This is a genomic window from Mycoplasmopsis adleri (assembly GCF_045276205.1).
Classification (GTDB): Bacteria; Bacillota_I; Bacilli_A; order Mycoplasmatales; family Metamycoplasmataceae; genus Mycoplasmopsis; species Mycoplasmopsis adleri.
The window spans coordinates 501,058-515,242 of sequence record NZ_CP174162.1 but is presented as its reverse complement, the minus strand read 5'-3'; the positions used below and the strand labels follow the sequence as shown (position 1 = coordinate 515,242).

The 14,185-nt window shown below is 26.9% G+C and carries 13 protein-coding genes and 1 tRNA gene; all 14 read left to right on the top strand.

Annotation, left to right across the window (positions count from 1 at the left end; all coding sequences use genetic code 4):
- The first annotated feature begins 8 nt into the window (after positions 1-8).
- Positions 9-875 (top strand): ATP synthase F1 subunit gamma, encoded by an 867-nt coding sequence (gene atpG / locus ACJA22_RS02285; RefSeq protein ID WP_406617519.1) that lies wholly within the window; start codon positions 9-11, stop codon positions 873-875.
- 116 nt (positions 876-991) lie between these two features.
- Positions 992-2,425: a F0F1 ATP synthase subunit beta gene (gene atpD / locus ACJA22_RS02280; RefSeq protein ID WP_406617561.1), complete on the top strand. Its 1,434-nt coding sequence runs from the start codon at positions 992-994 to the stop codon at positions 2,423-2,425.
- Complete coding sequence (locus tag ACJA22_RS02275) at positions 2,425-2,841, top strand: FoF1 ATP synthase subunit delta/epsilon (RefSeq protein WP_406617518.1); 417 nt, start codon at positions 2,425-2,427, stop codon at positions 2,839-2,841. The genes atpD and ACJA22_RS02275 overlap by 1 nt, the downstream gene beginning before the upstream one ends.
- A gap of 292 nt (positions 2,842-3,133) precedes the next feature.
- The gene (locus tag ACJA22_RS02270) at positions 3,134-4,039 is read left to right on the top strand and encodes a hypothetical protein (RefSeq protein WP_406617517.1); all 906 of its coding nucleotides are present in this window, start codon (positions 3,134-3,136) and stop codon (positions 4,037-4,039) included.
- A 564-nt stretch (positions 4,040-4,603) separates the two neighbouring features.
- Positions 4,604-4,676: transfer RNA gene (locus ACJA22_RS02265), tRNA-Ser, on the top strand.
- 201 nt (positions 4,677-4,877) lie between these two features.
- Positions 4,878-5,390, top strand: a complete 513-nt coding sequence (locus ACJA22_RS02260) for a hypothetical protein (RefSeq protein ID WP_406617516.1) — start codon at positions 4,878-4,880, stop codon at positions 5,388-5,390.
- 71 nt (positions 5,391-5,461) lie between these two features.
- A complete protein-coding gene (locus tag ACJA22_RS02255; RefSeq protein WP_406617515.1) occupies positions 5,462-7,867 on the top strand; it encodes a hypothetical protein in 2,406 nt (801 codons plus the stop codon).
- A complete protein-coding gene (locus ACJA22_RS02250) occupies positions 7,849-8,691 on the top strand; it encodes a hypothetical protein (RefSeq protein WP_406617514.1) in 843 nt (280 codons plus the stop codon). Before ACJA22_RS02255 ends, ACJA22_RS02250 begins: the two co-directional genes overlap by 19 nt.
- On the top strand, positions 8,684-10,189 hold the full coding sequence (locus tag ACJA22_RS02245) for an MSC_0624 family F1-like ATPase-associated membrane protein (RefSeq protein WP_406617513.1): 1,506 nt from the start codon (positions 8,684-8,686) through the stop codon (positions 10,187-10,189). Before ACJA22_RS02250 ends, ACJA22_RS02245 begins: the two co-directional genes overlap by 8 nt.
- Positions 10,173-10,679: an MSC_0623 family F1-like ATPase-associated protein gene (locus ACJA22_RS02240; RefSeq protein ID WP_406617512.1), complete on the top strand. Its 507-nt coding sequence runs from the start codon at positions 10,173-10,175 to the stop codon at positions 10,677-10,679. Before ACJA22_RS02245 ends, ACJA22_RS02240 begins: the two co-directional genes overlap by 17 nt.
- Positions 10,669-11,589: an MSC_0622 family F1-like ATPase gamma subunit gene (locus tag ACJA22_RS02235; protein ID WP_406617511.1), complete on the top strand. Its 921-nt coding sequence runs from the start codon at positions 10,669-10,671 to the stop codon at positions 11,587-11,589. Before ACJA22_RS02240 ends, ACJA22_RS02235 begins: the two co-directional genes overlap by 11 nt.
- 4 nt (positions 11,590-11,593) lie before the next feature.
- Complete coding sequence (locus tag ACJA22_RS02230) at positions 11,594-12,061, top strand: MSC_0621 family F1-like ATPase epsilon subunit (RefSeq protein ID WP_406617510.1); 468 nt, start codon at positions 11,594-11,596, stop codon at positions 12,059-12,061.
- Positions 12,052-13,560 carry an MSC_0620 family F1-like ATPase-associated subunit gene (locus ACJA22_RS02225; protein WP_406617509.1) on the top strand — a complete coding sequence of 503 codons (1,509 nt, stop codon included), beginning with the start codon at positions 12,052-12,054 and terminating at the stop codon, positions 13,558-13,560. The genes ACJA22_RS02230 and ACJA22_RS02225 overlap by 10 nt, the downstream gene beginning before the upstream one ends.
- A gap of 481 nt (positions 13,561-14,041) precedes the next feature.
- A complete protein-coding gene (locus ACJA22_RS02220) occupies positions 14,042-14,185 on the top strand; it encodes a hypothetical protein (protein WP_406617508.1) in 144 nt (47 codons plus the stop codon).

Genomic DNA, 14,185 nt, shown 5'->3' with positions numbered 1-14,185 from the left:
GAATTAATATGTCAAGTATTAACGGTATTAAAAATAGAATCGGAACAATTCAATCAATTCGTAAGATTACGCATGCTATGGAACTTGTATCATTCTCAAAGCTTAAAAAGGCTAAAGCAGAATATGAAGAAGTTTTAAAGTATGATAAATTAATTGACGAAACCTTTGAAAAAATTTTCCAAAACCTCTATGAAGATGAATTAAATGATTTAGTTAAACAAAGAAATGATTCACCTAGTGATTTATACATTGTCGTTTCAAGTAACCTAGGTTTAGCTGGTGGTTACAACTCAAACATTATTAAATTAACTAAACAAACTGTAACTCCAAATGATAAATTAATCATTTTGGGTTTATATGGCTATAAAGGTTTACAAACAACTTTTAGAAACCAAATCATCAATACAATTGATCAAAATCCAAAAATTTCATTACATAAAATTGTTAAAAGGATTGTTAGATTAGCAATGCAACTTTATTTAAATAAAGAAATTCGATCAATCAAAATAATTTACACTAAATATGTTAACAACTTAGTACAAAATGAAATTTGCGAACAAATTTTCCCATTCGATGAAAAGAAAATTAAAGAATTAATTAGCCTAAAAGCACATGACCATAAATTAGAATTTGAACCAAGCCCTAAAAAAATTCTAGCTGAAGCTATACCTTTATATATAGACTCAAAAATTTATTCAGCAATCGCATGTGCTCATATTAGTGAGATTGCTTCAAGAAGAATCGCAATGGAAAATGCAACTGATAATGCTGATCAGTTAATAGGTAGTTTAAATATGGAATATAACAGAAAACGTCAAAGTAAAATTACTCAAGAAATCATTGAAATTGTTTCAGGTGCTGATGCTGTTCAATAGAAAAAGGAGACATAATGCCAACTAAAAAAACTACAAAAACAACTATAAAACAAGATAATAAGGCAAAAGCTGCTCAACCAAAATCTAAACAAAATATTGGTAGAGTAGTACAAATTATGGGTCCTGTTGTCGATGTTAGATTTGAAAAAGGTTCACTTCCATCATTACTTAATGCTTTAGAAATAAATTATGAAGGACAAGTATATACCTTTGAAGTTGCGCAACATATTGGTGATGATACTGTACGTACAATTTCAATGGTATCAACTAAAGGTTTACCTAGAGGAATAGAAGCCATTGATACAGGTCACCCAATTCAAGTGCCTGTTGGAAATGATGTTCTAGGTAGAATGTTTGATGTGCTTGGTAATCCAATTGATTTACTTGAAAAACCTAATTGTGAATTAAATTCAATTCATAAACCTGCGCCTTCATATGAAGACCAAAGAACTGAAAGCGAAATTTTAGAAACTGGTATTAAAGTTATTGACTTATTAGTGCCATATGCTAAAGGTAGCAAAATTGGTCTTTTCGGTGGTGCCGGTGTTGGTAAAACGGTTCTTGTTCAAGAACTTATTAATAATATAGCTATTCAACATGGTGGTCTTTCGGTTTTCGCTGGTGTTGGTGAAAGAACACGTGAAGGTAATGACCTTTATAATGAAATGAAAGCAGCTGGAGTTCTAGATAAAACAGCCTTAGTTTTCGGACAAATGAACGAACCTCCTGGAGCTCGTATGCGTGTTGCTTTAACTGCCTTAACAATGGCTGAATACTTTAGAGATAAAGCGAAACAAGATGTTCTTCTATTTATAGATAACATTTTCCGTTTCACACAAGCTGGTTCTGAAGTTAGTGCTATTCTTGGTCGTATGCCTAGTGCCGTTGGTTATCAACCAACTCTAGCAACTGAAATGGGACAATTACAAGAAAGAATTACTTCAACCCAAGCTGGTTCGATTACATCAGTTCAAGCGGTTTATGTACCTGCCGATGACTTAACTGACCCAGCTCCTGCTACAACCTTTAACCATCTTGATGCTAAAACGGTTCTTGATAGAAATATAGCAGCTTTAGGTATTTACCCGGCTATTGACCCACTTGAATCATCTTCTAGATTACTTGATCCACTTGTAGTTGGTCAAGAACACTATGAAGTTGCTCAAAATGTAGTAGCTATTTTGCAAAGATTTAAAGAATTGCAAGATATTATTGCTATTCTTGGTATGGGTGAATTAAGCGATGAAGATAAAAAAGTTGTACAACGTGCTAGAAGAATAAGAAACTTCTTAAGTCAACCATTCTTCGTTGCTGAAAAATTCTCTGGTAAAAAAGGTGTTTATGTTAAAAGAGAAGACACTGTTAGAAGTTTTAAAGACATTCTTAATGGTGAATATGATGATTATCCTGAAGAATTATTCTTATATGTTGGTTCAATCGATGATGTTAAAGAAAAATATCAAGCTTTAAAATTAGAAGAAAATCAACATAATGAAGAAAAACAAGCTCAAACTGAACAAACAACTTCACAAGAAACTAAAACTAAATAATGAATAAATTTAGTAATTTAAAAATTATTACTCAATCACAAATATTTTATGAAGGTGAAGTTGATAGCGTACAATTATGTACCAAAAGTGGTGGTGAAATTGTGCTTCAACCTAATCGAAGCGAATTATTATCAACCATTGATATTAGCAAATTATTCATCACAACTTATCCTGAAAAAAATGTTCTAGAATGTTCAATTAGTGATGGTATTGTTTATGCTGATGCATCAGAAATTCATATTATCACAAATGACATTATCTTTAGTAAAGATATCGATCTTGAAAAAGCAGAACTTGATAAAGCATTTGCTCTCAAACAACTTGAAAATGCCACAAATGCAAAAGAAGAAAAATTGTTTGAAATTAAATTGCGTAAAGCAATTAATAGAATTAATGTTTCAAAAGATAAATTGTAATTTAAAGTTAATTAATACTTGTCTTAATAATAAGGGCAAGTATTTTTTTAAAATATGCCTAAAATTCATGAAAAAAACATTATTCCAAATTAAATAAAATAATGGCTTTTTAAAATGTCATATTGCTTTATTAGCCTATAAAACAATTAAATAGAACAAAAACTAAAATAGTTTTTTCGCCTAAAATTGTCCATGTTATATTAATTTTAAAAACTAAAAAATAATATAAAATTATTTTAGTTATAGATTAATAATCTAATTTAGGATATTAATTTAATAAAAAAGGAGAATTATGAACGCTATTCATGAGTTTTTTACGACGCCTGCTAAAAGTGAATTTCATTGATTTGGAGCATTACAATGACTTTACATAGCAGCCGCTGTTGCTCTTCTAATTCTATGACTTTTTGCATTTAGAAAAGCAAATAGAAAACAAGTTAGAGGTTTAATTATCTTTACTTGAATATTATTACTTGTAAACGAAATTTTCTTACGTCAAATGGGACCAATTTCGGCAAAAGTTGTAAACAACACGCCTTGAACATACAATACGGCACCGGTTGAACCGACAACGTTAATGCTTTGAATCTTACCTTTCTACTTCTTGATTCCGACAAAAAGATGAGAAAATATGCTTAAACCAGTTATTGGTATATCAGCAATGTGTATTGGTGGATTTGTATTACTTTTCCCAGTATTTATTTTTGAAATAAAATACTATGCATACATTCTTTACTACATGATACAAGCTGTGTTAAACTTTGCACTTGGAACTTATTTAGTTCTTAAAGGTCAAGTTAAAATTAAAAGTGGTTGAACTTACTTTAATTACATCTTCGGTATGTCTTCAATCATCTTAGTTTCATTAATCTTAAATGAAATCGTTGCAGCTGGTTCACACTCAAGCGTTAATGCTATTGAAGGTTGAAACTTCATGGGGCTTCAATATAGAGTAACAAACGGAAACATTTATTGAACAGACCTTGGTACAGTATTTAATTGAGATCTTTCTAATGTTGTATATGAAGGACTATTTATCACAGGATACATCTTCCTTCTTATCTTTGGTTTATTAATTCCATACGCAATTGTTTATGGATTATTCAGACCATTAGTAAGAGAATTAGATAGAAAATACTGCAGCACACAAGATGCTCAAAAAGAAAGTGCATCAAGTAAAATAGTTCTTTCAAATTAAACGATTGTCTTAATTATTTATAACGATTTAACACATCCTAGCGATGTGTTTTATTTTGCTTTTTTTATAACTACAGTTTCTATATTATTGCTTTATTATTATTGAAAAATGATTTTATTAAAAAGCAAACTTTTTCCTTTTACTAGCATAAAATAAGGGTTTTATTAAATATCAAAATTGCTTGTTTTAACAAAAAATAATGCTTTTAAATGAATTATTTTATGAAAATTACTATGGCATCAAAAATAAGTCTGAAAAAATATTAATTTGTTATTTTTTTCTATTCTTTGTCCAAAACGCCTTATTTATAGCAGTATAAGTAATATGGAAATTTTTTTGCAAAACTTCGTAGTTAATAATTATTAAACTATAATATAAATATAAATCAATATATATATAAAAATCCCAAAGTAAAATGTAGCAAATCGCTACATTTTTTTGTTTGTTATATAGCACAACCTCCTTATGTTTATGTTTATATAAATGGTATTCATCTACGGACTCAAGTTTCTTACTATCTATCAAATGCAAATGATTTTCTTCAAACATGTGCTATATATTTTTGGAAGTATAGTTTAACGGCAAAACAGAAGACGCGACAGCTCTTTATATGTGAGTTCAAATCTCATTGCTTCCACTCAATAAAAACCCAATAAGTTTATTAATTGTAATTTTTCGAACTTATATTTTATATCTTATATTTTAACTATACAACTTGTTGTTAATGTATTACATTAAACAACACAGTTGTAATCCTTAAATCTTTTACCTCATATAAGTTCGAAATAAAATATTTTTCGGGACTATATAGCCATATATATTAAGGTTAGGAGGAATAATGATCAAGGCAAAAAAACGTAAAATTTTGAAATCCGCTTTAATAATGAGTGGAACTATTTTAGCAATTGGTGCATTATCTACAGGCATATATTTTTCACTTAAGAAAAATAATTTAAATAATAATTCGCAAATTATTTCGTTTAAAAATCCTGAACCAAAATTAAGCGATGTAAAAATTGTTATTATTCCGGATAAAATTTCTTTAACAGATCAAAATAACTCTGCTGTTGTGAAAACAACGGTTAAATTTTTAAATACAAAAGATAACGATTCGGTTGTAAAAATTCATGACATAATAACTAAACCTAACGAGGGCATTGATATTAAAATCGAATCATTAATACCTAATGGTTATGTTTTAGATTCAACTAAATATGTTGAAGGACAACAAATTAAAATTGAAGCAGGCAAGGTTGCGAAATTTTTGTTGTTCCAGAAATTAAAGCTAAAAAAACTACTCTTACATTTTATGATGATAATAGAGAAGTTTATAAAACTGAAGTTGAATTAAAAACTAATGAAAAAGTTGATTTATCAAAATATATTCCAAGTGGTTATGAATTAAAAAATCCTCTTTAAACAGTGATTATAGTTGGTCAAACTAATAGAATTCAAATTGTTAAAGCAGTTCCTAAAGTAGATACAAAACTTACCTATGTTTATAATAATGAAACAATTTACGAAAAAACTTTAAAAACTCCTAACAGCACAAAGATTAACCCTAAAGATTATTTACCAAGAAATTATGAATTTGTAAATGAACCAAACGAAATTGATGCAGGTAAAAATACAACATTCCAAATTCGTCCTTTAAAAAATACAGTTATTTATACTATTCAATTTAGAAATATTAACAAACAAGATGAAATAGTTTCAACAGTGAAAGCATCAGTTGAAAACGGTAAAACAATTACAATAGAACAAATTAAAGAACTTAAACCAGAAAATTGAGAACTTAGTGGCAAATTAGACTTAAATACATTTAAAGAACATGCTACAAATATCGTCTACATTAAAAAAGTAGCCGATGCTTTTGAAACTAAATTAATTTTCAAAAATAGTAAAACACAAAAAATTGTTATATCTGTTAATGCTAAAACAATTGGTAATGAAAAAATCAAATTATCTGAATATGTTCCAAAAGGATATAAACTAATTGATAATCAATTAGAACCAGTAATAGGTAAAGATAATACTTGTTTAGTTGAACCTATTACAGATATCAAAACAACAATTTTGATCTTCAAAGTTAAAGAAGGTGTTGTTGCTGAAGCAAGATTAGAATTAGAAACCGTTAATGTGGAAGACTATATTCCTCACGGATATGAATTAGTTGATCCTAAAAATACAAAAGTTAAATTAGGAGAAACTAACACTTATGAAGTTAAATTAAAAGTTAGAAAAACTGAAATTATTTTTAGAGATACTAATTCAAAAATAATCAGTTCAGAAACTTTTGATACTGAAAAAGATGTGCCTCTTAAATACAAACTTCCTAAAGGTTATGAATTATTAAATCCAAATCAAATCCTTTCAATTACATGAGGAAATATAAACTATATTGATATTAAAAAAGTTCCAGCAGATGCTGAAACCGTTTTCAAATTCCGTGATGTGGAAGATCCAAGTAGAGTATTTGAACCCGTTCACTTAAAACTTACTAAAGGCGATAAAGTTGAATGAAATAAAATTTTGCCTCTTTCTTATAGATTAGTAAATCCTGAAATTGCTAATGAATTTACTATTGGAGCAACCAACTACATTAACATTAAAAAAGTATTTAAGATTTACAAAACTGTATTAATTTTTGAGGGTGAAAATAAACAAGAAGTAGTGACAGTAACATCTTCTGATGATGAAAAAATTGATGTTTCTAAATATGTTCCATATGGTTGAAAACTCAAATATCCTGATAAAGCTAAAGCATATGTATTAGGCGGTTCTACCGAAAACATCTATGAAATAGTTAAAGACACAAAATCAAATTCTGAAGATGCACCAGTTCATATTGATGAAACTGATGAACCTATTACAAAAACTGATACTAAAAAATTAAGTATAGAAGAACTTAATAAAATTTTAAAAGATGGTGGCGTTCCATTACAACCTGAAAGTAAGTTCATAGAAAAAGAATCCACTTTACCAAAAGTAGATAACCCTGATACTTTTACAGAAGCTGAAAAAGCAAAGTTTAAGAGTCAAATAAATTCAGTACTAAATAAATTATCTTCTAACACTGATTTAACCGCCGATGATTTAAAAGAATTATATGCTTCAGACTATGCAACAAATAAAGATTTAGTAGAAATGTTCGCCAAATACTTAAATGGTTCAATAGAATTTTATGGTCCAAATAAACCTTCAAGAGAAGAGTTAAGACAAATATATAAAGCACAATTAGAAGCTGCTTTAAGAATTATGGATCAAGAATTAGCAAAAGGAAATGCTCCTGACTTTACTATTACTGGAAATACTTGAGGATATGACTTAACCATTCGTTTTGGTTCAAGAGATGATAATAAGAATCCAACAAAGTTAAGTATAATGAGAGATAATAAAAAGAGATACTTCGGAGTTGATAGCAAATTTTACAGACAAGGTAGTCAAATAATGAATGGTGAATACCCTGGATGATCTAAACAAGAAGTTTCTAATTCATTTTCAAAATACATTACCAATCCAAAAGATAGAAATAAAACCTATATTGATAAAAATGGTGTTGTGCAAACTATGGATGATGGTATCAGAATTTATGAATACACGCCTGATCCAACTAACACAGAATTTAAAGATAAAGCACCTAGAACATTAGTTGAAGTGGATACATCTAATGCGTTAGGTATTGAAAATTATAAGAAATTAATGAATTCTGAAGAAGGCAAAAAAATACTGCTGTCACTTTTAAAGAAATTGGTAAAAATAATCCTTTATTTGATATGAGTGAACTTTACAAGAGTCTTCCGGATAGAGTGAAAAAACTATCATTAAACTACCAAAGTCAATATATGATAGGCATTAGAGAACTTGCAAACAAAAAACTTGATGATGTTGATCTTTGAACTACTTTAAATAATATAGATGATGATATGGGTGATGTGACTGGACCAGGAAGCAAACCAGATAATTTTGGTTGAGGAATTGATGCAAATGCATTCAAGAATACAGCATTTATTTCATATGATCCAAATCCTGTTAAAAACTTCGAAAATATGAACACAACCGAAAAAACTGCCGGAAGTATTCAATTCAATATTATTAGACCAGACAAAAACAGTACAATTAATGATGTAAGAAATGCATTTTATTTAATTTTAAATAAACATAAGGATTGAAGAGTTTATAATGGAGGTTTTGGCGACGGTAGTTGACCAGTTAAAGTTGACTTGTCATTAACTAAGTTTAAATCACTTAGAAATATTAATTTATATGGCTTCCACTTCAAGGCTATTAAATTGCATTCTGAAACTGATATTTTCACAATAAGCGCTAAAGAATTGGCAACTTCTCAATTTAGTTCATTAGTAGAACCAAACTGAGGACCAAATGACAAACCTAAAATTCTTTTTGATAATAAATCAGTAAAAGCAGTACATATTGTAGGTGGCGCAAAAGATTTAGAAAACACAAAATGAATAAGAGAACTACAAGGTTTAGCACTAGGGCTCAAAAACATGAATAAAGTTCATAAAATTATTGTAGATACTGAAGACATGAAAAAACTTTTTGTGAGCTCAGGTGTTGTAGATTCATCAATCACCATTCAAGTTGGATTAGATAATACTAATAATGAAGGAGAACCAAATTTTGACTAATACCACTGCAAAACAGAGTTATTCCAAAAAATACTTTAGCTTTGATAAAGCATTAAAAGTATTTTCATGAATATCTTTTGTTACATTTGCACTAACTATATTATTTCAACTCCCAATAATTTTCGGAACAAATACACAAGACATAGAAGCATCATATTTAGGTTATGCTAAAATTTTAGATTTTTCTAATTCAACTTATGCTTCTCGTAATTTTGCATTATGAATAAACTTTTCAATTCTGACATTTGTGTCATTGTATAGTTTATTTGTCGGATATAAAAACTACTTTAAGAATATATTAACCGTAGTTAAAAATAGAATATTTTACTTTGCTTATTGGTTATTATCTTTCGGCGCATTATTAACATTATTACTTGTAAAGTATGATACTGACTTAAATCCATTAATCTTATTTTATCAATCGTTTTTTATTGTTGGATTAATGATCATAAACTTACTATTTTTAGTAATAAGTAATTTAACAATCAAAAAAGTTAATCCTGCTGAATTATATTTATTGAAATATTTTTATATTTCATGAATTTTAAAAGCAATAGCATTAAGTTTATGATTAACTTTCATATATTTAATAACCTTTAATTCATATGACCATTTAACAGATAATATTTTGGTATTATCAGGCAATAATGCTAATCCATTTTATGCAAAACTTAGTGCTTTCTTCACTGGTAAAAATCCTGGAAGCTATTTCGTTATTATCTTAGTAGTAGCAATTATTTTAAGTTTTATTGCTTTAGATATTGTTCCTTACTTATATGGAATTAATATTAAGAATAGACGTAAATATTTAATTAAACCGATATTTACATTTATCTTCCTATTAACTTTTGCTTTAATTATTTGAATGCTTACATCTACTTATACACTTAATAAAAACTTAGGTTTATTTGCAGATGTAAAACCAAAACATTATATTTATGTAATAACATTAGTGTTAATGCTAGCAATCTTTTTGACTTATGTCCTTGTTTTACAGATTAAAACGATAAAAAAATCAAGTGCATCACTTAAATCATTTATCACATTTTTATCTATCTTATTAACATCATTAGTAGCTTTCAGTTTTAGAATCAAAAACTTTGATGCTGTTAATAACTATGTAATTATTTTATTCTACGCAATTTTTATAGCATTAATAACGGTTGTTGATTCATTTAAAAATAAATCTCAAATTGCTTTATGACAAAAATTAATTAATTCAATCATTTTAGCATTTGTAATACCAACTATTTTCTTATGTACGCTAAATAGTTATATTCAAAATGTAAATAAATTTAATGACATAATGAACATCTTCTCTTTAAATATAAATATTTGTGACTTGTTTATTCTTATAAACGTTTTCATAGCAACAATAGCTATTTTAATTCAAGTAATCATTTGAATTTACTCAGCAATTTATATTCAAAAATACAAAAAACAAGAAGAAGCTAATTCTTCAATTAAAAAAGAGGTAGCACATGAAAAAGAAAACTAATTTACCTGATGCTAAATTAATTAAGTATCAAGAAACTATTTACAAAAATTTTAATGACGCATTAGCTTCAAAAAACTTTTTGCCTTACAAAACGTTTATGAATCAATTCCTTATTGAAAACAATGTAAATATTCATAATGGAATTTTTGCTGAGTTAATTAAAAAACGTGATGAATATTTAAAGACATGTAATGAAATCAAATTCAGAGATTTTGTTCTCACATTTGAAAGAGATCCAAGATTTAGTTTAGAAGAATTAGTTCCAGCTATAGTTTCAAATACTAATAGTCGTTTGAAGACATTAAATATGGTAGATAATGAAAGCGAACACATTAATCAAGCACTTATTAATTTGAATAACTTATTAGACGAATTACTTATTAAAAAAGGCTTAAACGTTGAAATAGTGCCTAATATCATAATATGTTTTGACAAAGAAAATAAACTCTATAAAATATTTTTCAATAAAGAGGCTTTAAATGCACATTAAAAAAGTTAAAGCTAAATCAGATAGCTTAAATAAAATCCTTAAAGTTGTTGAATCGAAGAAAAATATTACATTAATTAATATATTGAAACTTTCAAAACAAATTAACTTTTATTTTGAACGTGCTAATCAATCTAGAATATTAATTAATGAACTTTCAAAAAGTAGAGAAATAGATGTCGAAATATTAAAACCTAGTACTGAAGATTTCTTTTCAGGAATAAAGAAGTTATTTTATAAGAAAAAAGAAATTAAAAAACAATCACATAACAATTTATGAATTTATGTTACTGAAGAAGAAAAGTTTCAAACTAACTCATATGACAAACATGAAAAAAGTATTTTGAAATACATGAATAAAGGTGACTCTTTTATAGCTATTGGTAAAAAAGCAATCACTTTTGTCGATGAACATAAATTGAATAAAGTTCTTCAATTTGAAGAAAACAATGTTGAAACCCTTAGTAAACAATTACCATCATTTATTTTTAACTTTTTAAAAATGAATGGTTTCCATAGAGTTAGATTTGTAATTAACTCGTCAAAAATCAAGCAAAACTTTCAAGAAGTTCTTCCATTAAATGAAATTAATTTTAATTTGAAATCAAACAATGTTCGTTTAGAAGAACAAGTTAAAATCAATAAGTTAAATATTTACCCTAATATTAATAGTTTTATTGAATCAGAATTGTATTCATATTTAACTTATGTCTCACTAACTCTTTTAAGTGAGTCAGCGTTAATTTATCAAAAATATATGCTTGTTAGTCAAAATCAAAAAATCAATGATTTAGAGAAAAAACAAAAGCAACTTAAGTTAAAAATCATTAGAGTTAAAAGAGAAAATGAAGTTGAAGAAATGTCATTAATTAGTAGTAAAAAAGATCTTTTGCATAGTAATATTGAGGAGTAATAAAATGACCAATACAATTAATTTAAAGCTGGTTTCGCAAAATTATGATATTTTAAATATTCCTATTACTAAATTAGAAATTAATAGTGAATTAGAAGACTTTTGAGCTACATTTGTAAAAAACTCAGTTGCTAGTTTTAGAAAATCATTATTAAGATTTACATCAGATAACAAACAATATTATTTGATATTAGATAATGATTTCATTACTTGAATTGATAATGAAATCAATCTAAAATACAATGATGAATTATCATTTTATGTTAGTGCTGATGAAAATGATGAGTTTGTAAAAAATGCTGAAGTTGAATTAAATAAATATAAAAAAGAATTGAAATTACAAAAAGCTTATGCTAATTTAAACTTAAATGTTTTAAGTCAAACTAGAATTGAAGAATTAAATACTTTAATGTTTAAACTTAAAGCAATAGTAAACTTTTCAATTAAACCAAAGGAGATAAAATGAAAATAAATAAGAAAATTTTATCAATTGGTTCTTTAATTCCTTTAGCAGCTCCTTTAGCATTTGTTTCAACCAGCCCAGCTAATAATCCAAATAATAACTCAGAAGATCCAAAACCTACCGTTAGCCCTGATTTTGACACATTTAAGGAAAAAATCGATAAGGTTATTAATGAAAAATTAGCCGAAATAATAACTTCTGCAATTGAAGAAATAAAAGAAAAAGCAAAGAGTTATCATAGTGCCGATTCAACTAATAAACAAGATTTTGTTAATGAAATTTATTTATATAAAGTTGCAAATTATTTAGAAAATAATAAAGCTAATATCTTAAAAAATCCTAGTGAGTGAGGTTTTACAATTGTTTATCCAAGAGTTATTTCAGAAAATAGAGAAATTAGCGCTGGTTCTATAAAATATGGTGGTGAAACATATTCAATAGTTTTTGGTAAAACTAAGGGTACAAGCTATTCAGGCAAAGGTTTTAGTGAAAAAGTAATTGATGATACTTTCGAAAATGTTGAAACATTTGAAGCTATTAAAAGTAGAACCGATTCATATTTCAATGATTTAAAAAATCAATTTATGGATATTGTTGCTAATGATTATGATATTCCACAAATTAATCCTAAAGATAAGCAAACCATCGCTGAATTAACTTATGATGATAAAACAAGTAGTTTAAAATTAGAAGTTCCAAAAGGTTATGAAAGTTGAGAACACTACATTTTAAATAAAATAAATCCAAGATTTACAATATTTGACTTAACAAATAATCAAGATCAAACCCAAGAACAAGATGATAGTCAACCACTCATTCCACCACTTATTCCTAAAGAAAAACCAGTTGATTGATTTAAAGAAGATAACACAATTTTAAATATTAATAACTTATCGCCAATTATTAAGTTTGAATATTTTGATTCATTGCAAAATGGTAAAAAAGATAATTATGCAGCTTTTATCAAAGAGTTCAATAGAAATAAAAGTTCTGCAACTCCAATATTCTTCTTTGATAATCCAATTAACACTCGTTTTGCTTATAAGGTATCAACTTTAAAATATGATACTGCTAGTTCAAAACTAAAAGCAACAGTTTTAATTGAAGATGTAATTAACAAAGGGCAACAAAGAGAATATGAAAGAGAACTTAAAGTAATTTCATCAAAAGCTCAATCAAAAAGTTTGGAAGCAGCAATCAATTATATTCAATCAATTTATGCTGAGTTCTATAAAGCTTTAGGCATAGGTCCCGAAATTAATTTATTAAAATTAGCCGATAGACAATTATCTCGTGCTGTTTATAATATGATTAATAACACAGTTAAATTAACAAGTTCACAAGAGTACATAACAGCATTTAATAAGCTCGTTAAAAAATATGAAAGCAGTTTTAAAAATAGTAATACTAGTCCATCAGTAAATAACGATAAGCACTATAAAACAGAGTTATTAGGACTTTTCTTAGGTGGAATAAAAACGCTCAAAACTGCTTTGAACAATCCCTAGAACTGATCATTCTATTACTTATGGATATTACTCATATTTACCAGTTATATATGCTAATTTATATACAGAATTTTTAAAAGTTATTAATGAAGCTAATAACAAAAAAATCATTGAAATTAACTTTAAGGAAATTAAAATTGATGGCAAACCTTTATCAATCGATGTTATTGAAAAAGGATTAAACATCTTAAAACATGATATTAATTTACTCAAAAATCTAGCTACAAATAATGCATTAAGTTTAGAAAATGAATACGATGCTTATAACAATTTAATTAAAAGAATTCAAAGTACTTTTATTAATTTAGGTTCTTTAAATAGGGGCATTATAATCCCTAAAAATGATGAGGAAGAAATAGCAAAATATAAAGCAGCCTACAATGAAATTAAAAATTTAAAAAATTATAATGAAGCTGAAAATAATAAAAAAGTTTTATTAATTGTTGGTTCCACATTAATAGCATTAACACTATTAATAATAGTGATTAGTACAATTCTTACAATTGAATATAAAAAGAAAAATACAAAAGGAACTAAAAGTTTAATGATTACTGGTTGAACAGCAACTGGCTTAATACTAGCAGCAGCAATTATTACATTTGTATTTTCAATAGGAGGTATGTAA